Origin of the sequence: Caldibacillus thermoamylovorans (assembly GCF_000751775.1) — a bacterium.
GTDB lineage: Bacteria > Bacillota > Bacilli > Bacillales > Caldibacillaceae > Caldifermentibacillus > Caldifermentibacillus hisashii.
In genome coordinates, this window is the sequence record NZ_CCRF01000061.1 from 69,471 (window position 1) to 90,340 (window position 20,870).

General features: G+C 36.8%; 21 protein-coding genes, 1 other RNA gene and 1 riboswitch. Of the genes, 5 read left to right on the plus strand and 17 right to left on the minus strand.

Annotated features, from left to right (window positions below):
- Positions 1–42: 42 nt before the first annotated feature.
- Both BT1A1_RS17435 and BT1A1_RS09730 read right to left on the minus strand, forming a co-directional pair.
- Entirely contained in the window at positions 43–558 is a 516-nt protein-coding gene (locus BT1A1_RS17435; RefSeq protein ID WP_051989092.1) for a hypothetical protein, read from the minus strand.
- A 136-nt stretch (positions 559–694) separates the two neighbouring features.
- Positions 695–2,380 (minus strand): formate--tetrahydrofolate ligase, encoded by a 1,686-nt coding sequence (locus tag BT1A1_RS09730; RefSeq protein ID WP_034770541.1) that lies wholly within the window; start codon positions 2,378–2,380, stop codon positions 695–697.
- 262 nt (positions 2,381–2,642) lie between these two features.
- Between BT1A1_RS09730 and BT1A1_RS09735 the strand changes: the two genes are divergently transcribed.
- Positions 2,643–2,867 (plus strand): DUF3892 domain-containing protein, encoded by a 225-nt coding sequence (locus BT1A1_RS09735; protein WP_034770543.1) that lies wholly within the window; start codon positions 2,643–2,645, stop codon positions 2,865–2,867.
- A 136-nt stretch (positions 2,868–3,003) separates the two neighbouring features.
- Here the strand turns inward: BT1A1_RS09735 and mntR are convergent, their stop codons facing one another.
- On the minus strand, positions 3,004–3,423 hold the full coding sequence (gene mntR, locus BT1A1_RS09740) for a transcriptional regulator MntR (protein WP_034770545.1): 420 nt from the start codon (positions 3,421–3,423) through the stop codon (positions 3,004–3,006).
- A 284-nt stretch (positions 3,424–3,707) separates the two neighbouring features.
- On the opposite strand from mntR, the gene cspD reads away from it, so the two are divergent.
- Positions 3,708–3,908 (plus strand): cold-shock protein CspD, encoded by a 201-nt coding sequence (gene cspD / locus BT1A1_RS09745; RefSeq protein WP_034770549.1) that lies wholly within the window; start codon positions 3,708–3,710, stop codon positions 3,906–3,908.
- 176 nt (positions 3,909–4,084) lie between these two features.
- Here cspD and BT1A1_RS09750 read toward each other — a convergent pair whose 3' ends face one another.
- Positions 4,085–4,291 (minus strand): zinc-finger domain-containing protein, encoded by a 207-nt coding sequence (locus tag BT1A1_RS09750; protein WP_081912332.1) that lies wholly within the window; start codon positions 4,289–4,291, stop codon positions 4,085–4,087.
- Positions 4,292–4,294: 3 nt separating this feature from the next.
- Positions 4,295–4,960: a reverse transcriptase-like protein gene (locus tag BT1A1_RS09755; protein WP_034770551.1), complete on the minus strand. Its 666-nt coding sequence runs from the start codon at positions 4,958–4,960 to the stop codon at positions 4,295–4,297.
- Positions 4,961–5,209: 249 nt separating this feature from the next.
- On the opposite strand from BT1A1_RS09755, the gene BT1A1_RS09760 reads away from it, so the two are divergent.
- Positions 5,210–6,133 carry a DMT family transporter gene (locus tag BT1A1_RS09760; protein ID WP_034770553.1) on the plus strand — a complete coding sequence of 308 codons (924 nt, stop codon included), beginning with the start codon at positions 5,210–5,212 and terminating at the stop codon, positions 6,131–6,133.
- 174 nt (positions 6,134–6,307) lie between these two features.
- On the opposite strand, the gene BT1A1_RS09765 is transcribed toward BT1A1_RS09760, so the two are convergent.
- Positions 6,308–6,583, minus strand: a complete 276-nt coding sequence (locus BT1A1_RS09765; RefSeq protein ID WP_034770555.1) for a DUF6123 family protein — start codon at positions 6,581–6,583, stop codon at positions 6,308–6,310.
- A 142-nt stretch (positions 6,584–6,725) separates the two neighbouring features.
- Between BT1A1_RS09765 and sspL the strand changes: the two genes are divergently transcribed.
- A complete protein-coding gene (gene sspL / locus BT1A1_RS09770) occupies positions 6,726–6,854 on the plus strand; it encodes a small, acid-soluble spore protein L (RefSeq protein ID WP_034770558.1) in 129 nt (42 codons plus the stop codon).
- A 77-nt stretch (positions 6,855–6,931) separates the two neighbouring features.
- Here the strand turns inward: sspL and BT1A1_RS09775 are convergent, their stop codons facing one another.
- From BT1A1_RS09775 to BT1A1_RS19495, 5 genes are all read right to left on the minus strand, one after another.
- Positions 6,932–7,816, minus strand: coding sequence for a 5'-3' exonuclease (locus BT1A1_RS09775; protein ID WP_034770814.1), 885 nt, complete (start codon positions 7,814–7,816; stop codon positions 6,932–6,934).
- 71 nt (positions 7,817–7,887) lie between these two features.
- A complete protein-coding gene (locus tag BT1A1_RS09780; protein WP_051989093.1) occupies positions 7,888–11,559 on the minus strand; it encodes a dynamin family protein in 3,672 nt (1,223 codons plus the stop codon).
- Between the two features lie 341 nt (positions 11,560–11,900).
- Entirely contained in the window at positions 11,901–13,208 is a 1,308-nt protein-coding gene (locus tag BT1A1_RS09785) for a nucleobase:cation symporter-2 family protein (RefSeq protein WP_034770560.1), read from the minus strand.
- A complete protein-coding gene (locus BT1A1_RS09790; protein ID WP_034770562.1) occupies positions 13,205–13,792 on the minus strand; it encodes a xanthine phosphoribosyltransferase in 588 nt (195 codons plus the stop codon). The genes BT1A1_RS09785 and BT1A1_RS09790 overlap by 4 nt, the downstream gene beginning before the upstream one ends.
- Before the next feature lie 387 nt (positions 13,793–14,179).
- A riboswitch (purine riboswitch) is annotated at positions 14,180–14,281 on the minus strand.
- A gap of 69 nt (positions 14,282–14,350) precedes the next feature.
- Positions 14,351–14,482, minus strand: a complete 132-nt coding sequence (locus BT1A1_RS19495) for a hypothetical protein (RefSeq protein ID WP_269147494.1) — start codon at positions 14,480–14,482, stop codon at positions 14,351–14,353.
- Between the two features lie 196 nt (positions 14,483–14,678).
- On the opposite strand from BT1A1_RS19495, the gene BT1A1_RS09795 reads away from it, so the two are divergent.
- Positions 14,679–15,914 carry an EAL and HDOD domain-containing protein gene (locus tag BT1A1_RS09795; protein WP_034770564.1) on the plus strand — a complete coding sequence of 412 codons (1,236 nt, stop codon included), beginning with the start codon at positions 14,679–14,681 and terminating at the stop codon, positions 15,912–15,914.
- A 58-nt stretch (positions 15,915–15,972) separates the two neighbouring features.
- Here BT1A1_RS09795 and BT1A1_RS09800 read toward each other — a convergent pair whose 3' ends face one another.
- The 6 genes from BT1A1_RS09800 to BT1A1_RS17930 all read right to left on the minus strand — a co-directional run bounded on the left by BT1A1_RS09800 (position 15,973) and on the right by BT1A1_RS17930 (position 20,473).
- Positions 15,973–17,490: a carboxypeptidase M32 gene (locus BT1A1_RS09800; RefSeq protein WP_034770565.1), complete on the minus strand. Its 1,518-nt coding sequence runs from the start codon at positions 17,488–17,490 to the stop codon at positions 15,973–15,975.
- A 173-nt stretch (positions 17,491–17,663) separates the two neighbouring features.
- Positions 17,664–17,846 (minus strand): hypothetical protein, encoded by a 183-nt coding sequence (locus BT1A1_RS09805; protein WP_141227945.1) that lies wholly within the window; start codon positions 17,844–17,846, stop codon positions 17,664–17,666.
- An 88-nt stretch (positions 17,847–17,934) separates the two neighbouring features.
- Positions 17,935–19,068: a THUMP domain-containing class I SAM-dependent RNA methyltransferase gene (locus BT1A1_RS09810; protein WP_034770569.1), complete on the minus strand. Its 1,134-nt coding sequence runs from the start codon at positions 19,066–19,068 to the stop codon at positions 17,935–17,937.
- 96 nt (positions 19,069–19,164) lie between these two features.
- Positions 19,165–19,549, minus strand: an RNA gene (rnpB, locus tag BT1A1_RS17925) — RNase P RNA component class B.
- Between the two features lie 165 nt (positions 19,550–19,714).
- Positions 19,715–20,023, minus strand: a complete 309-nt coding sequence (gene gpsB / locus BT1A1_RS09815; protein WP_034770570.1) for a cell division regulator GpsB — start codon at positions 20,021–20,023, stop codon at positions 19,715–19,717.
- A gap of 210 nt (positions 20,024–20,233) precedes the next feature.
- The gene (locus tag BT1A1_RS17930) at positions 20,234–20,473 is read right to left on the minus strand and encodes a CotD family spore coat protein (RefSeq protein WP_072012686.1); all 240 of its coding nucleotides are present in this window, start codon (positions 20,471–20,473) and stop codon (positions 20,234–20,236) included.
- Positions 20,474–20,870 lie beyond the last annotated feature (397 nt).

A 20,870-nucleotide genomic window follows, 5' to 3' on the forward strand; every position in this document is an offset into this window, starting at 1 on the left:
ATCCTTTGAATACAAGTTCGCCATATGATTTTGTTTCATTGCCTAGTGCTGTAACATCTGATAGATCGATTTTCCGGCCATGATTGTTTGTTCGATTATCGATCCTACCTCATCAAGCGTCTTTTCGGTAATCAGATGGATCTTATTAAATTTGTAAACTTGAACGGTTCTTTGGTCTAAATAGATTTGTTTGTATGCTTCAAAATAAAAATCTAAAGCAGGCTGTTGTTTAAAAAACTTTAAAATTCGCTTTTCTAATATTTCATTTAATGAATTCGATAAGGAATATTGAATCGATAAATTTGCCCCCGGTTCCTCTGCTACTGCAGCCCATTCCGAAGCTAATTGTTTGAAGTCTGCTTTCAACTCTACGGTCATTGTTAATAGTTGTTTCCGGTCTCGTTTATGGATAAACGACATGTTAAAATTCCGTGACAAATCAGCTAAATTAACGAGATCATTTCTTTCAATGACCTTGATTTGGCCTGAAAGATCATAATCATAGACAAGCCCTTCAAGAATAACTTTGATATTTTCATATGCGGTCGGATCAAACATGCTATCATCCTTTTTTCAAAAAATTATTTCACCGATTAAGGAGGACTTTGAGGCGAAAAAAGTTCTGTTCACCGAAGACCATGGATTTTTATTATCTCTTGCAAACAAAAACAAAGAAATTTTCCCTTCCAATATATTAAAATAGGCCGGTGACTTTTCCGCTTTCATCAAGATCCATTCCCATCGCTGCAGGGCGTTTTGGTAAACCTGGCATGGTTAACATATCGCCTGCATAAGCAACGATAAAACCGGCACCAACGGAAGGCTTAAATTCGCGAATGGAAATCATAAAGTTATCAGGTCTACCGATCTTTGTCCGATCATCTGATAATGAATATTGAGTCTTTGCGATACAAACAGGTACATTTGCCCAACCGGCATCTTCAATGGCTTGTACCTGTTTTTTCGCTTTTGCTGATAATTTTATCCCGTCGGCACCATATACTTTCGTAGCAATCGTTGTTAATTTCTGTTCTATTGAATCTGTTACTTCATACAATGGGGCAAATGTTTGGTTGTTGTTATTTTCTGAAAGTAATGACATCATCTTGTCGGCAAGTTCGTTTCCTCCCCGGCCGCCTTTCTCCCAAACTTCGGTTAAAGCATAAGGAATATTTTGTTCTCGACATAACTTGTCAAAAGTCGCTATCTCACTACTATGATCGCCGGTAAACCGATTAAGTGCGACAATATATGGAAGTCCAAATTGTTCCATCGTTTCCACATGTTTTTTCAAATTGGCAAAACCTTGAATCAAAGCTTCCGAATTTTCTTTATGCAACTCTTTTAAGGGAACACCGCCGTGCATTTTTAACGCCCGGATTGTCGCAACGATAACGACTGCACTTGGATTTAATTCTCCAATCCGGCATTTAATATCAAGAAATTTCTCGGCACCTAAATCTGCTCCAAAGCCGGCTTCCGTTATGACATAATCAGCAAGTTTTAAGGCGGTTTTTGTTGCAATCAGACTATTACATCCGTGAGCAATATTGGCAAAAGGTCCGCCATGAATAATTGCCGGCGTATGTTCAAGTGTTTGTACAAGGTTCGGCTTAAAAGCATCTTTTAATAACAAGGTCAAAGCTCCCTCAACACCCAGATCCTGAACGGTTACCGGTTCATTATGCACAGTAAAAGCGACAACGGTTCGAGCAATTCTTTCTTTTAAATCACGGAAATCTTTTGCCAGGCAAAAAATGGCCATCATTTCCGATGCCGCCGTTATTTCAAAATGATCTTCACGGGGAACGCCATTTTTTTCTCCGCCCAGTCCGATAACGATATCTCTTAAGACCCGGTCATTTAGATCAATGGCCCGTTTCCAAATGATTTTTCTCGGATCAATTCCAAGCTCATTCCCTTGATGAATATGATTATCGATAAAAGAAGCGAGCGCATTGTTGGCAGAAGTAATTGCATGCAAGTCTCCGGTAAAATGGAGATTGATATCTTCCATTGGGACAACTTGCGACCAACCGCCGCCGCAAGCACCTCCTTTTAATCCCATTACCGGTCCGAGTGATGGTTCCCTTAAAGCAATGATTGCTTTTTTCCCTAATTGCTTTATTGCATCACCGAGACCAATGGTTACCGTTGATTTCCCTTCACCGGCAGGAGTCGGATTAATCGATGTCACTAAGATTAATTTTCCATTTGAACGATTGTGTAAACGACGAATCGCTTCATTTGATAATTTTGCTTTATATGGTCCGTAACATTCAATTTCGTTTTCTGCCAATCCGATCTCTGCGGCAATTTCCCGGATTGGTTTCATCTTTGCTTGTTGTGCAATTTCAATATCCGTTACAAGGTTTGACATGTTTTTCCTCCTCAATCTGTCATTAAAATATATCTTCAACCATTGGGAAAATCACTATCCCGCTAATTGTTAGGTAAATAATTGGACGCATGCGGGAATTCCCTCTTCCGGTTATTTTCCTCATGGACTTAACATAACAGACTTACAAAAAAATACGATAAGCCTATTTTAACATGACATTTTCTGACAAGGAACATCGTTTTTTCATCATTGCTTGAATTTTCTTCCTAATAATTGGAGAAAGTAAGAATGAGGTGAGAATATGGAAGAAATTGTCGCTGTGGATAGAAACTATAAAGGTGAAATTATTAGTTTTCAAACATCCACCGGAAGAGTGATTTCTTATCAAAAAGCAATGGACGAAATTATCGAAGGTCGCATTACCGGAGTGGAAATCGTGGAAGCTCATGATGATGACAAACCACTTATCATTAATTCAAATCATCCGGATGACGAATCTTTTGTCAATTACCCACCGATATTCTAAACAGGAAAATTCTATAATTAATTCATTTTGCCTCACCACAATGTTCTTAAACTGTTGAACTTTAAAGTTTTTTGAATGGTATATTTATTTTAAACAAATAACTTATGAATAAAGTGGAGGACGATTAAAAATTATGTCAATCCTCCATTTTGTTCTGCATTCGGTTTAATTCTTCCAAACGTTCCGGATTTTCTTCAAAATACTGGACTAAGTCTCCAATGCGGTCAATTGCATTCCAGCTGAGATGGTGCTCAATCCCTTCAACATCATGATAAATATTTTCCTCTGCAACACCGATCATTTTCAAAAATTGTTCAAGTAATTCATGACGATATACTAACCGCTTACCTGTCTTTTTTCCTTTCGGTGTTAAAATCAGGCCGCGGTATTTTTCATAAATTAAATACTCATTTCGATCAAGTTTTTGAACCATTTTCGTCACGGATGAGGGATGAACGGAAAGTGCTTCGGCAATATCGGAAACCCTTGCATACCCTTTATTTTCAATCAATAAATATATTTGTTCAATATAGTCTTCCATGCTTGGTGTCGGCATTTTATTTCCTCCACAAAATCGTATACATATAATATATATTTTACTATAATTCCATGGTATTAACAAGATTTGCCATTGTTTTGCCTTTTTTGTCAAAGGTGTTAATGTTTTTCCAATATCCTCTGAAACATCTCTTCCAGTGCCTGAATTTTCTTGACTATGAATACGCTTTATTGTATATTAAATTTAATCAAGAAATGTGATGCAATCCTTTTTTGTATTCGTTTTTTGAGAAATAATTTTTATTGACACTTTGGTGTCGGGAGAGTTTAGGAGGAAGAAAAATGCAAAACGGTAAAGTAAAATGGTTTAACAATGAAAAAGGCTATGGTTTTATTGAAGTTGAAGGTGGAAATGATGTATTTGTACACTTCACCGCCATTCAAGGTGACGGGTACAAAACACTGGAAGAAGGGCAAGAAGTTTCTTTTGACATTGTGGAAGGAAATCGTGGACCTCAAGCAGCTAATGTTGTGAAATTATAAATTAAAATTCATATAAATAGAACAGTGAATCATCTAGGCTGGTTGTTAAAGACCAGCCTTTTTGGTGCATTAAGAAAGTATAATTTCCCAACAAAAAACGACCATTCTACGCAGTTGAGAATTTTCAGGCTTTTCGGTCAGGCATAAACTTTGTTCTATAGGCTCGGACACCCCCTTTATGACAGTTTCCTGCCTGTCTCTTTTAATTTCATCCCGACAGTACAATGATTGATACAAAAGCTATGGGCAAACCTTCTCCCTTTTTCTTTTTTAAAAAATTGAAAAACAAAACAGCCGTCACATATTTTTAACAATTCATCGATCTCTTCCAGCAATGCCTTTCGTTCCTTGTCAATCGCTTCATCCGACATGATCTTTTTCATCATTTATTCTTCATCACCTAATTTCTGTTTACTTTCGATCATTACTTGTTTTAATGCTTGACGTGCCAATTTGTCAGCTTCTTTATTATCATTCCGGTTTATTGGTTCATACACCGGATGAAAGTTCAACTTTTTCACCAATCTTTCAATCCGATCCAGCCAGCGATTAAGATTTTCTTCGTAACATGGCCATTCACCGCGCAGTTGCATTAACAACCCTTGACTGTCCCCTTTTATTATTACTTTTTTTCCGGCAATTGGGAACTCACCTAATCGTTTGACGGCATAATGGAGAGCACAATATTCAGCCTCATTGTTCGATTTCAAACCTTCCACCCGTTCATTCCAACGTTCGCGGTACTGCTGAGCGCCTTGTTTATAATAAAGGACGACACCGATTCCTGTCTCGTCGGTTTCTTTATTGTAACTGGCATCAAAATACAAGAGAAATTCATCCGGTTCTTGTTCAAGCCTTTGAAGAACTTTTTTCACTTCTTTTTTCGTCCATGATATTCCTGTTTCATCTTCAAACGACATGTTTTTTACCCGACCGGTTTTTTCCAAATCCTCGGCTATTTCCAAAAGAACATCGTCTTTGATCCATTCAGAAATAAAGTTCGTTTCTGTTTTATTTTTATTATAATAGTCCCATTTTATTTTAAATTTCATCTTCTCATCCCACAGTTTATTAGAAATAGATTTTATAAATTTTATGGTTCATCCATGCAAGCTTTAAGTTTGGTATCAATCTTTCACAAACTAAAAAATATCGGTTTAAAACTTAGAGTGACATTGATAAAATGGAAATAATTATTTGAATAACATTATCATAAACAGGTATACATTTTTTATTCAAATAAAAACCTTTCAAAAGCTACTATTTATAAAATATAAATAAACATTCGAGGGGGGTTTCAAGTGAACAAGAAATACATTGCAGATTTCACCTTATTATTCGTAGCATTTGTTTGGGGAACAACATTTGTCGTTGTACAGAATGCAATCTCATTCTTACAACCTCATACCTTCAATGCTGTTCGTTTTTTTATGGCCGCACTTCTCTTATCCGTTTGGTTAGTTGTTTTTCGCAGGGATGAAATAAAAGCAATCAATAAAAAACTTTTACTTTCCGGAATGGCCATCGGTTTTTGGCTTTTTATCGGCTATGCATGCCAAACCATTGGTCTTGTTTATACAACCTCGTCTAAAGCCGGATTTATAACCGGTTTAAGCGTTGTTCTTGTCCCGCTATTATCTTTTTTTATTTTAAAAATCAAACCGGGGATTTATGCAATCATCGGTGTTAGTATCGCAACTGTTGGGCTTTACTTATTAACAATGTGCGGAACTGCTATATTAAATATCGGGGACTTGCTTGTATTTTTTTGTGCGATCGGTTTTGCCATGCAAATTATTTATACAGGTAAATATTCATCGCAATATCCTTCTCTGTCATTAACCATTATCCAAATTAGTTTTGTCGCAATATTGTCAAGTGTTTGTGCATTTCTGTTTGAGGATTGGCAAAAAGCAATCCAACCTGAAATTCTGTTCCAAAGAGAAGTTGTTATTGCTTTAATGGTTACAAGTTTTCTAGCAACTGCTTTTGCGTTTTTGGTTCAAACCTATTTTCAAAAATACACTTCAGCGACCCATACCGCATTAATTTTCGCAACTGAACCTGTATTTGCTGCCCTTACCGCATTTCTTTTTGCCGGTGAACGAATGTCAGTCGGCGGTATTATCGGCTCAATCTTTATCTTACTCGGGATGATCTTCGCTGAGTTCCCGAGCAAACGAAAAAAAGCGGCAGAAAATACGATTCAAGAAAAAGCCGTTTAGTAAAGAAAACTCGGCGAATGCCTAGCCTTTAGGCAACGGAAAATCCGCAGTTACACTTATACATAAATCCTAAAATTTTCCACTCGGCGAATTCGCATCTTTGTTGGAAATTTATACTTTCCTATTAGCCAAGATTTAATCCCCGACTTAAGAACTTCGATCGGGGACTATTCTTTATAATAATTGCTTTTGTTTTATAAATTGATATGCTTCGCGTTTATCCTGAATATTTTCGCTCTTTAACGTTTCAAGTAGTGATAAATAAAAACTGCCGTCAAATCGTTTTTGCACTTTTAAAGTCATTTCAATGGCAATTTTTACTAATTTCTCATTTGCATTCGCATAGTCCATTCCAAAGTAGATAAACCCTATTGCGTCTTCTTTAAATTGAAAACCTTTCCCTTGTAAATTGCGAATATATTCTCCTACAGCTTCTTTTTCAGTACTCATTTTAATCAACCTCTAACATGCTTTTATATTCAATGCTAGGAAACCTATTTTCGATCATGTCACTTATCTTATGCTTGTTCGATGAAGATCGTTAAATAATTTTTATCAAAGCGAAAATACTACAAATGGAGGTGAATGAAACATGTCCGGCAGAAATCGCGGAACAAAAGCACTAGGTGTCAATCCACAAGGGTATGGCCAGGATGATACGATGACCCATGATCCGAAAAGCAAATTGGAAAATGCGGCAAAAAAGAAAAATACAAAATAATTTTTTCCTAAAAAGGCTGTTCACAGGAATCCTCATGCTTTCCTGACGATTAGATTACTGAACAGCCTTTCTATGAATTACCCTACATGCGTTTCTTCATGCCAGTCTTCCAACATTGTTAAGATCCGTGACATTCCTTTAATATCAAGTTGTTTCAGTTTTTCTCCCCAACCTTTCTGAAAAAAGCGGATCTTTGCGTCGTCAAAATGAAATTCTAACGGAACATCCAGCTTAATTTCTGCCAATTTTTTTGATAATAATAAGGAGTCCATATCTGTCTCAATCTTTTTTCGTTGTCCGGGTGATAATTGAGCCAGCGATTCCAATAAGTTCTCAACTGAAGTATATTCTCGAATCAATTTTTCGGCTGTTTTCGGACCAATTCCTCGAACCCCCGGATAAAAATCACTCGTATCCCCGGTCAAGCCCTTTACATCGATAAATTGACGAGGATGATAACCTCTTTCATTTATAAAAGTCTCCTTTGTTTGGATATCATAATTACCGAATCCTTTTTTTAATAACACAACGGAAATATGGTCATCTAATACTTGCAAGATGTCATGGTCTCCGGTTACGATGACAACATCTGCTTTATCTTTGCTGCGAGTGGAAATCGTCCCTAAACAATCATCCGCCTCAAAGCCGGGGATTCCTATATTAGGAATCGAAAAAGCTTCGACCACTTCTTTTGCTAAATCAAATTGTGGAATCAATTCATCCGGTGGTGCTGCTCTGTTCCCTTTATAATCACTGTATAACTCATTGCGGAAAGTTTTTGCACCCATATCCCAGCAAACAGCTAAATGGGTCGGGCGAAAACGGTTAACCGCCGTAAACATATGTTTTAAAAAGCCGTTTACGCCGTTTGTCGGAATACCTGAGTCATTAAACATAAATTGACCGGATGGACTTGTTGCATAAAAAGCCCGGAACAAAAGAGCCATCCCATCGATTAACATTAATTTCGATTGTTTATTGTTCAATCATGTCACCTCAAACGTTATCTATAAGAAATTTCAAACCTCAAAAACTAACTTTGATTCACAGATAATAATTCTACCTCATTTAAACGATTTTTTAAATGGCCAATATCGATTTTATCATCCAAAATCGACAACCAGCCTTCATATTGTTCCGCTATCTCACTGCGTATTTGTTCAATCATTTCGGCAAATTGCTGTTCCAAAATGGCAGTAAAATGGGTGGAAAGAGCCGCTTCATTTTTTGCTAAGTTTGCTTTCATCTGTTCCTGCAAAATGGCTTGAATCATTTCAGCCATCTGTTTTTTCTCATTCTTTTCAAAAAATGTCCGTGTATTTTTGAACCCGGCTAAAGCTTTGGTAAAAAGATCAAGAGGAAGATCTTTTAATTCGTTTTGAAAAACAACGGTTTCGACTCGATCTGGCTCATATAACGAAAAAGAAAGATTCCCATTTATTTTTAGTAATTGTTGTAAAAGCTTTTCATATATTTCTTTTAGTTTCAATGATAAAAAGTTTTCCAACCGCAATGAAGTAGCCCTTAACTCCTGTGCCAAGTCAAAACCAACCGAATGAAGTAATTCTTTCATTGCTTGATGTAAAGCTTGTTTCGCCTCATGACCGCTTCCTTTTATTGTAGCCGGATTAAACGCCTCTTTGAAAAAGTCGTTGAATCGATAATTCGTCCGTTGATAAATATAATAAATGAGTTCTTTTAATTCCTCGTTTACTTGTTCCTTTAAAATGGAGGAGGTGTAGGTACGAATCGATTGTTCAGCTGTCTCTTTTTCAGACCTTAATGTTTCTCTTTTTTCTTCTTTCATCTGTTCATCTGTACTTGCTGTTTCAATAAGGTGTTTCAACCGATCCACCGCATGTTCCCATTCCGATTGACCCGCTTGCAAAGTGATTTGTCCTAAATCATTCGTAATAAATTGATAAAAATCTTGTTCGAACAGCGGGAAACGGGAACCATGTTTTTCACCGGTCTGTTTTTCTTTTAAAGCATTTTGACTGGAAACGGGGTAAATTTTCGCATTTCGTATACCATAGGTCAACAATTGCTGTTCTACATATGAAAGAACATCTTGCAGTTCCTCTTCTGTGTTGGCAAGATCAATGGCGTTTACGATAAAAAACATTTTATCAAGGGCAAATTGATCCTTTACTCTGCCAAGTTGTATCAAGAATTCGCGATCTGCTTTCGAAAATGCATGATTGTAATAAGTAACAAAAACAATCGCGTCCGCTTTCTTGATATAATCAAAAGCAACATCCGTGTGTCGTGCATTAATCGAGTCGGCTCCCGGTGTATCTACAAAAGCTATCCCCTCATTCGTTGCCTCTGATTCATAATAAAAATCAATTGCTTCAACAAAACAGGATCGTTCTTCCAAAGCCACAAATTGTTGAAATTCTTCAAGACCAACCGTTACCTTTTCCCCTAATTGATGTTTAAAAACCGGATATCCTTTGGCAAAAGCAGTCAAAAAAGAAGTTTGTGTTTGGAATAATTGTTTCCTTTCGATTCGTTGGGTGATTTTCCCAACAATCGATACAGCTTCTTCCAAATTTTTTGCATCAATGTCAAATTTTTCCAATGCTTCATTTACATCCGCCAACATTTGCTCTTCCCTTTTTAACGTAACAACACCGGTTTTTGTCGGGTGTTCGTCATTTGCCGGCAGGATTCGATTTATTGCGGCGGTAGTCGGATTCGGCGAGACCGGTAATATTTTCTCCCCAACAAGCGCATTGGCAAAAGATGATTTACCGGCACTGAAAGCACCGAATAAAGCAACGGTAAATTGCTTTTGATTCAACCGATTAGCCCTTTCAATCAACTGCTTGCGAATTTTGTCCATATTGGGAATATCTGTCAACAATTCCGCTGTTCTTTCCAATTTCTGAATGATTTTTTGTTGTTCAAGATGAAAAGCAAAAGATTGCCCGGTACTTGCTTTTTTAACAGTTTTCGTCTGATCATTTTGTGGTTCTTTATTTTCCTTATTCACTTCCAAAGGTTCCTCAACAATCCCATTCACTTGTGACTCGGTATAAACAATCGTTTGGATCTCCTCAACAGTATCACGGTCCAATTGAGTATTTTCACGGTTCATAATCGTCAATAACTGATCTTTTACAAATTTATATTCTTTATCCATTTGATCCAGTTCATTTTTAGCTGATAATAAATGTTGTCGTTCCTGATGTTTTCGTTTTATCCCGTCCAGTTCGGTTTCAAGTGTTTCTAACAATACCGTTTCAATTTTTGCCAAAAGATTATGACTGATTGAGATAACATATTTCTTTAGATTATCGGCTACTTCATTGGTAAAATGTAAAACGGATTCCCCGGTCACAAGAGCACCCGGTTTGACGGCATTTTCAATATGTTCATTTTTAACAGGAATTGTCAGTTTTTGAACTTGACTTTCAATCTCGAATGGTTGAATATTGTACTGTTTTAAAGTCGACAGGAACAGTTTTTTCAAATGAACACTAAGTTGAGTATCAACCGTTTTTTGTAGTGCCTGATAAAAAAAGTCGAATCTTGCCTTTCTCACTTCTTCCGTTTTTTTCTTGGAAAAGAACAGTCCGACTTTAAAATCTTTTTGTACCGATTCTAAATATTCTTTGGCCAATTCACGGGTTTCTGCCGGCATTAAATAGGCATTTTTTAACATTTCCTGGATATCTGCAATCATTTGATCCCGGAAATTTTGTAACCCGGATTCTTTTATCTCTATTTCTTCTTGCAACTGTTTTAAATCGGCCTCCAGATGGTTTTGTTCTTCAACAGTTATGGACGATAGGATTTGTTCGAGCTCGTTCCTTCTCATTTCTTGATCTTCTGAAACCTTGCGCAAATGTTCTTCCATGACTAGCCTGAGCGATCCTTCCAATGGTACCGGCTCTTTTTTCGCAAAGATATGTCTAAGTTCCTCAACCATGCTAGTTAATTCATTGTGTGGATGATCAATTTCTTTCAAACTAGTATAAAAAATTTTTACCGGTTGAATATCCCATGCAAGGAAAGCATCCGCTATTGATTTTTGATACGTGTCAAAACTCAACTCATTGGCTTGATGTTTATCAATCATATTGATGACCAAATAAACTTCTTTGCCATGATTTGCCATTTCTTTCGTAAAAAGAAAATTTTCTTCTGCCATAACATGGTTATAGTCCATTACATAAAACAATGCGTCCGCCAAATGAAGAGCTCCCTCGGTTGCCAAACGATGGGCATCATCCGTAGAGTCAATACCCGGAGTATCCATAATCACCGCACCCTTTGGTAAAAATTTTGACGGATATGCAATTTCTACCCTTTTAATCGACTCACCATTTTTAAAATACTGTTTAAAGTGGCCAAAGGAATCGGTTGGCTTGTATTCCCGGACAGCCCCGTCTTTATAAAAAATTTTAAAAGATATATTATCGCTGGCTTTCAGTTTTACCAAATTGGCACTTGTCGGGATCGGGCTGGCTGCAAGAATATCCGCCCCGATTAACCAATTGATCATGCTTGATTTCCCGGCTGAAAAATGACCACAAAAAGCAATTATTTTTTCGCCATCCATTACTTTGGCAAGTAAATCCCTTATTTTATCCGCTGCTTGAAGATCGCCGTTTTTTGTGTAAAACTGATGCAAATCAAATAATCGGTTAATTGAACAAATGTCCCCTTTTGTGAAATCAAGTGTTGATACGTGCATATTGCTACCCCTTTGTAAGATTGATTATGATAATCCTATTCTAAATGGTTTTTGCCGATTTTCCCACTAATAAGGCAAATTTTTATCATGTTAACAGGTTAAAAGTTTTGCCGGAATAAGAAGCCGCATAATCATTTTGAGAATGTACTACAGTCTCAGCAAATAATTAATTACAAAAACGGCTGAAGGAATCAAACTCCATTGGGCTTTGAATCTCTTTGTTAAAGACAGTAAGAAATTGGATAGTGACGATTACTTCGTAGTTGGTGTTTTTGCGGTTTTTTGTACAATTTATTTATAAAGGGTCCCTGCATGGAAGGACCCTTTTGCTGATGTAACACTTATGATACCTTTTGTTGTTTTTGCAAAAGATATTTTGATTGACCGATTTTCAAAACATTAAACACAAGATTAAGTAAAACCGCAGTCAAACTTCCAAGAACAATGCCACTATCTGTTAAAATACGTAAACTGGCCGGTAAATCACCGAACATTTCCGGAACAACCGTAACCCCTAAGCCTAACCCTACTGAACAGGCAACTATTAGAAGATTTTCTTGCGATGAAAAATCCACTTGACCTAACATTTTAATACCTGAAGCAATAACCATTCCGAACATAGCCACCATTGCCCCACCAAGAACGGAAGATGGTATGATGGTGGTGAATGCGCCAATTTTTGGAACGAGACCTAAAAGAACTAACATTCCCGCAGCCGTATAAATAATATTTTTGCTTTTCACTCCGGACAATTGAAGCAAGCCGACATTTTGTGAGAAAGTTGTATATGGAAATGCATTGAATATCCCACCTAAGACAATGGCTATCCCTTCTGAACGATACCCTCTCGCAATATCATGTTCATTGATTTTTTTTTCGCAAATATCACTAAGAGCAAAATAAACACCGGTTGATTCGACTAAACTAACAATGGCAACAAGTGTCATCGTCACAATCGGCATGATATGGAACTCAGGTGTTTCAATAAAAAAGAGTTTCGGTAAATGAAACCATGACGCTTCTTTTACCGCCGAAAAATCAACCATGCCCATGAAAGAAGCAGCTAAAGTTCCTGCTAAAATACCAAGCAAAATCGCTATTGAACGAATAAAACCGTTAAAAAATCGAAAAATGGCAAGGATAAACAGCAATGTGCCAAAACCAAGCAGCACATTTTCCACAGCTCCGAAATTACTGCTGCCCTGACCGCCTGCCAAGTTGTTCATCGCAACCGGAATTAACGTTACCCCAATAACCGTAACAACAGATCCCGTAACAACCGGCGGGAAAAATTTCACAAGCTTACTGAAATATTTAGAAATGACGACAACGATGAGGCCACTGGCAATAATTGCACCGTAAATTGAGCCAACACTATATTGATTTCCGATCGCAATAATCGGTCCGACAGCTGTGAATGTACAGCCAAGAACAACCGGTAAGCCGATGCCAAAAAATTTATTTTGATACACTTGTAAAAAAGTAGCAATGCCGCACATCATAATGTCAATGGAAACAAGGTAGGTTAATTGTTCACCGGTTAAACCGATGCCTGCTCCAACAATTAACGGGACAATGACTGCCCCTGCGTACATCGCTAAAACATGCTGAATTCCTAAAGATACGATTTTTGATTTTGACAAGTTCATTGTTTAACCTCCTCATGAACAAAATGAACCCTTCCATTTTCCAATGACAATATTTGTGCCAACGATTCAACGCGAATGCCATTTTTACGTAATTGATCTCCACCATTTTGAAAAGTTTTTTCAATGACAATACCAAGTCCGACTAAACTTGCCTCCGCCTGATTCACAATATCTATTAAAGCCAGTGCCGCTTGTCCGTTAGCTAAAAAATCATCAATGAGCAAAACACGGTCATTTGTATTTAATAATTTTTTCGAAACGGATACTTCGGTTTTTTCCTGTTTCGTAAATGAATAAACTTCTGAATGATATAAGTCATCAACCATCGTTAAAGATTTTTTCTTTCTCGCAAACAATACCGGCGTCTGCAGGATCAGACCGGTCATCACCGCCGGGGCAATCCCCGATGACTCCAATGTTAAGATTTTCGTAATTTGGTCATTTTTAAACCGCTCGGCAAACTCTTTACCGATTGACAACATGAGTTCCGGATCAATTTGATGATTTAAAAATCTATCAACTTTTAAGACAGAGTCAGAAAGGACATTTCCTTCTAGTATGATTTTCTCTTCTAACAGTTTCATAGATGCACTTCTTCCTTTCATTTTGTATTAGAAAAGCGCAGAGCGCCCGCTTAGCGACGTACAAACTGGAGCGCCCCGCAATGAGAACAGATTTGCTTCCTCGAATAGACATCGCACGAAGAAAAAGCGATTAGCTTTTTCGAGGAAAAGGAAACACGGCGAGGGACGAGCCGTTGTTGACTTATCGTAGTGGAGGAGAGTGAAGTTTGCTAGTCGCTGGCGCTCGGAGCTAGACAATAAAACTAATTCCAAGTTATTTACATGTATTTTTATACTTTCTTATCTTTAAATAAAAACCCAAAAGTATTGCTCACAGATTATGAATGAGCAAAACTTTTGGGTAATATACAGGATGTAAAGACAATAAACTTAATAAACCTGTACAAACGAAAACAATTGCTCACCCATAGTCAGATTATTTACGGTAATCTGGTAGAAACTTGCGGGCCGTATCCCCGCGATTATATGAGTGATTCGCTGTAAAATTAATTCCATTATAGCACAGATGAAATAGGAATCAACAAAAATAGTAAATCAGAAATATTTCAATATTGGCAATTACAACATTTTTGACAAAATCCCGATAATCGATCCTAATACAGCACCTATGACCGGAATAGCCACATACATCAATTTTTTTCGAAAATCCCGCTTTCTTGCCATTTCTTCGGGTGTCATCCAGTTATTCATTTATATTATTTTCCTCCAAAATAGTATCAATAGACTAATTATAACGTTTTCATATTTTCAAATACATATGAAAAAATACCTATATTTTTTACAAAATGTTAACAAATTGGCGACATTTACGATGAACTATGTAATCGTGACGACATAATGACGATATATATTATAAAATATAGAAAATGGCGAAAGGAACTTATTGATGGAAACATTCGTAGCACGACAACCAATCTATGATATCGAACATAAAATTTACGGATATGAATTATTATTTCGTAAATCTATCGACAGTCATTCGGCAGGGTCCAATGATGATTCGGCAACAGCGGACGTTTTGGTCAACAGTTTTCTTAATTTCGACCTGGGTGAATTGACAAACCATACTTATTGCTTTATCAATTTCACAGAAAATTTATTGCTGAACGGTACACCGGAAAATTTTCCCCCTTCCAAACTTGTAATCGAAATTCTGGAAACCGTTTATCCAACTGAAGAAATTATCTCTGCCTGCCAAAAATACAAGGCCTTAGGGTATAAAATTGTTCTTGATGATTATCAATTAAATATTCAGGATAAAAATTCATTAAAAATATTACCATTTGTTGATTTGATTAAAGTTGATTTTCGAACCACCGGAAAAGAAATGCGGAAACAAATGCTCAAATTAAAAAACTTTTTCTCTATTCAATTTTTGGCTGAAAAGGTAGAAACAAAAGAAGAATATCTCGAAGCATGTGCGGAAGGTTTTGATTATTTCCAAGGTTATTTTTTTCAGAAACCTGTTGTTCTTTCTCAAAAGGATATTCCGACATTCTTTCATAATTATATGCTACTAATCGAAGAAACAAGAAAGCCTGAACCGAATGTTGATTATTTGACAAAAGTTATTGAAAGCGATCTCTCTTTTTCTTTTAAACTATTAAAATTAATTAATAATCATTATCGACGCAATTTTAAAATTGAGTCGATTAAACAGGCCATCATGATTTTAGGATTAAAAGAATTCAGACGATGGCTATATATATTATCGATTCGAGATGCTTCGAGACAACAAGATCCAATCATTGAAAATTTAATTCAAAATAGCTTGGTACGGGGAAAGTTTTGTGAGACTCTCGCCAAAAAGATGAAAATTCAAGGAGAGCCGGCGAGTTATTTTTTAACTGGAGTGTTTTCTTTAATAGACGAAATTCTCCAAACACCAATGACCACCCTTGTAAAAACTTTACCATTGAAAGATGATATTATTGATGCGCTATTAGGAAAAGAAAATCAGTTTCAATTAGTATTAGCATTGATTATTGCTATTGAGCAGACAAATTGGGATCAGATTGGCCAGTTGGCTAAAAAAATTAATGTGGCTTATGATACGATTACAGAAAGCTATTTAGAAGCAATAAAGTGGAGTAATCAATTTTTTTCAGAAGAAGGGTCCTAAGGTTCATCTGAACAAGTTGCGCGTTTCAAGGGTGAAGGGGGTCATAAGCCCCTGACCCCTAAAATTCATAAATTTCCTTATATTTTTCTGTCAAATAGTTGAGCAGATATTTCGGATTCGGTCCTTCACCTGTTACATCCTGCAAAATCTCTAACGGTTTTTTTGTTTTTCCAAATTGATGGATGTTTTGGTTAAACCATTCTTTAATTTTATCAAGCTTTCCGGCTGCCAGCAGTTCATCAAAATTTGGTAAATCTTTTAATAACGCATGTTTGAATTGAGCAGCGTATATAAACCCGAGTGCATATGAAGGAAAATAACCGAAACTCCCCCCGGCCCAATGGACATCTTGTAAGACACCGACACCATCATGTTCCGGTTCAATACCCAAATATTCCTTATATTTTTCATTCCATATTTTCGGTAAATCCTTTACTTCAATCGTATCATTAAACAGTGCCTTTTCTATTTCATAACGAATGATAATATGTAACGGATAGGTGACTTCATCTGCTTCAATTCGAATCAATGACGGTTTTACTTCATTAATGGCTCGGTAAAAATCAAGCAAAGGAACATCGTCGAATTGTCCCGGTGAATAGGATTTTAACAGATCATAATTTTTCTTCCAAAACGATAGATTCCTTCCAACAAAAATTTCATTAAATAATGATTGAGATTCATGAATCCCCATCGATGTCCCTTCAGCAAGCGTCGTTCCGGCCAAATCTTTTGAAATGTTTTGTTCATATAATGCGTGCCCGCCTTCATGGATAGTACCAAAAATGGCGACACGAAAATCATTTTCAACATATTTCGTCGTCACCCGAGCATCGCCGATATTTAATGTAATTTGAAAAGGATGTACCGTTTCATCCAAACGCCCTGCGTCAAAATCATAGCCCATTTGTTTTAAAATTTCGATGCTGAAATCACGTTGGCGATCCTTTGGAAAACGGTTATAGATGAAAGATGTATCAAAAGTTTTCCCGGAGCTTTGAATTTGTTGCAAAATATCCCGAATACCATCGCGAACATTTTCAAAAACTTCATCTAATATATCGACCGTCATATCCGGCTCATACATGTCCAATAACGTATTGTACTTATTTCCTTCATATCCCCAATAGCCGATAAATCGTTTCGTTGTGTCCACTAATTGTTCTAAATATGGACGAAATAACTCGAAGTCTTTCTTTTCTTTTGCCTCTTCCCAAACCGACTCCGCTTTTGTTTGTAAAGTTACATATATTTGATACTCGTCAAGCGGGATTTTTTTCATGCGATCATATGTTTTTTTACAATCTAAAGCAGTTTTTAATGCAATTTCAGAGACTGCCGGTTCTCCTTCTTCAATTAATGCTGTTAAGTAGCCATTCATTTCCTCTGAAGTTTGCATTTGATATATTTCTGAGGAGAGAATGCCGATCACCTCGGAGCGACCGTCTACACTTTTTTTCGGTGCTCCGGTCCGTAAATCCCAGTACATAACACTTATTGCCTCTTGATACGCCGTAATTTTCTTCACATAATTTAAAAATTTCTCTTCTATTAATTTAACATTTTCATTTGTCATAGCCTTCCCCCCAATGATAGTATGTTTATATTTTAACATAAGTTTACGAAATATTAACCTTTTTTGACAAAAAAGGAAATTATTCCCTTTTAGCAAAATTGCATGAAATTTTCAGCCAGTTTTCCTTCCTCTCCGTTTCAGTAAAATAAAAAGCAATCGAATTTGATTGCTTTTTATTTACGCATTTGTGTATTTATCGGTGTTGTCAGTGAATATTGCATAGCTAGTTGTAAATTTTGTTCCGCTTCTTTAATCGTATCTAATGCTTCGTTCGAAATATTTTCTGATTGCAATTGCTGATACGTAGCTTCCAGCGCTTTTGATATTTTTGCAAAATCAAGATTCCACTTATCCATCGTCCATCCCTTTCCGATAACCATTGATAATACTATTATAGACGGTGGCAGGGAAAATATTCCTTGATTGAAAAATCGATTTTTATCATCATACACGTTTTTTGGGGCCAAAATATTGATAATAATCCGTTTTAATAAACCCGTTAAATAATTTCCGCTTTTTAGTCGCTTTTTTTCCAAATAACTCTTCAAAATCTTCGTTTGATGTAATCAAATAAATCGACCACGTGTCAAGCATTTGTAAAGTTGCACCAAGTTCCCGGTATAACTTTTCGACTTTTTCTTTTTCGCCTATACGTTCTCCGTAGGGCGGATTGCTGACAATTACACCGTATTCAAGATCGGTACGGAAATCAGTCGCTTGCATTTGTTTAAACTGGATGAGGTCCCCGAGTCCGGCTTCCATGGCATTTGCTTTTGACATATCTACCATTTTATGATCGATATCCGATCCAAAAATTTGTAACGGCCGATTATATTCTGCCAAGTCTTCCGCTTCCGTTCTTGCTTCATCCCAAACCTTCGAATTGAACCAATGCCATGTTTCACTTATAAAATCCCGATTGAAACCGGGTGCAATGTTTTGTCCGATTAATGCCGCTTCAATCGGGATAGTACCTGAACCGCAAAAAAGATCGACAAACGGCCGATCCGCTGTCCAGTTTGTTAACAGAATTAATGCCGCTGCCAACGTTTCTTTTAATGGAGCCTCACCTTGATATGCCCGATATCCCCGTTTATGTAATCCTGACCCGCTTGTATCAATCGTAATCGTTACGATGTCTTTTAAAATAGAAACTTCCACAGGTACTTTCGGTCCTTTTTCCTGAAACCAGGTGATCTGTTTATATTTTATTTTTAATCGATCTACGATGGCTTTTTTAACAATGGCTTGACAGTCCGGAACACTGTGCAAAGTAGATTTTACTGATTTCCCCGAGACTGGAAACGCACTGTCCACATTGATAAATTGTTCCCACGGGAGATTTTTTGTTCCATCAAACAGTTGTTCAAATGTTGTTGCTTTAAATTCACCAACGATAATTTTTACCCGGTCTGCCGTACGAAGCCAAAGATTACTTTTGGCAATCGCATATTCGTCACCCATATATGTAATTTTTCCGTTATCGACTTGACATTCATAACCGAGATTTCTCACTTCTTTTGCGACAATCGCTTCAATCCCCATTGGAGATGTGGCAAGAATTTTTAATTTGTTCATGTCATCACCTTTACTATTATTAACACAATTCAAAACAAAAATGCTCCCTTTCAAAATGAAAAGAGAGCATTTTGTCCGTTTTAGCCGTTAATAACGTTCTGTAAGCCATGTTCTGTACCATCGTACTGCTTACGATTGAAAAATCTCGTACTCCGGTGGTAATCATCTATCTGCAAGAGCTTGTCTCTTGCCTCTCTCTTGAGTTGAATTCCTCAGAGAAAGTTCCCCTACCATTATTTGGGTTTCTCGCTCGCGGGGTTTACCTCGTTCCACCCTTGTCATTTCTTCCAAGGCTACGTCACTGTGGCACTTTCAAGGTAATAGAGCCATATCCGAAGACTTAGGCTCGTTCCCTGCCGTCAGCCCAGTCGAAACCAGGCTGCCCTAGCTTATTGTTTCGCTAGGCACGAACACTACGGGCATCTCAGCACCGTGCGAGCATGGACTTTCCTCAGCATAATTGCCGCGATTACCCGAACGTTATTAACATGACACGTATATATTATAAAAGAACTTTTTCTAAAATACAACTGGTATTTTTTTCTGTCATTGTGACTGATAAGCAAGATAAATTTTCGATAACTGTTAAAAACCGTTGTGTCTGAAAAGTGGTCCTTTATCTATATACCAACTTACTTGATTGGAATTACCAGTCTTTATCATTATTTAATTTATTCCCAAAGACATGTTTTTCCAAATTGCTCAATCTTTTTAAAATATCAAAATTCGTTGCACCGGTTGTTTGTACGGGCTGTCTTCGCGCTTCTTCCAATTGTTTTTTTAGTTTTTGATTTTCGAATACAAGTGTTTCAATCTCTTTATTGAAATTTTCATAATCCTTTATAATGATATCCAGAAATTTATCAACTTCCTCTTGATTATATCCACGCATACTCGTTTTAAATTCTTTTTCTAAAATATCCTTAGGTGTTAATTGAATATTGTTTGCTATCAAAGTTTTTCACCTCGATCATGCTCATCATTAATCTTATTTTTTCAAAAATGCATTCCTTTGTCAATTCTTGCTTGTTGTTTGTTTCAATCGTCTAACGTATTTATGTAATCATTGATATACCTTATTATATAATAAAATGGAAGAAAAGGGTCTAAAGAACTATTATGGGGGGCCGATATTTTTCATCAGCCCCATATTTCTCATTTACGTTTAAAAACCAAATGGTCTTCTTGGCGGCGGACAACAGCAATTCAAATGCTGATGGCATACTTCATTTACCACTGAATGGGTATGCGGGCAATAATGTTGGTGCTGAAACATATGCTGGTTGACAGTGGTCGTATGTGAAGGATGAACATGCGGTACGATATGTGTAAATTGGTTTGTATTTACAAATTGTTGCGTTGGATGTACCACCGGCGGCAATACATTGGGTGGAAATGCAGGCATACATATACTCCCCTTTCTGCTGGTTGATTTCCTTATACATTAATAACCTATGTCAAAACAGGGGAACATGTACTAATGAAAATACCTATTTTTCAACTTTGAAACCACCGTCATCAATACCAGAACAATACCTTCATAATTACGTCTCGAAAAACCGTAAAAAAGAACATCGTTGAAATAACAATTGTAAAGAATAAAAATAAAACTGTGCGATGCATGGCATTCCCTTTCTTTCAAAAAATATGATGATAATCCAGAACTAATTTTAATTCCAGCCAAGCTTTTCATCAATATTTTTTTACTGGAAAATATGCATCCACTTTTCAGCAACCAATAAGGCTAGGTGAAAAATTTTACCAAGCCGGTATAAACAAATCCGATTTTTTGGACGTGAACC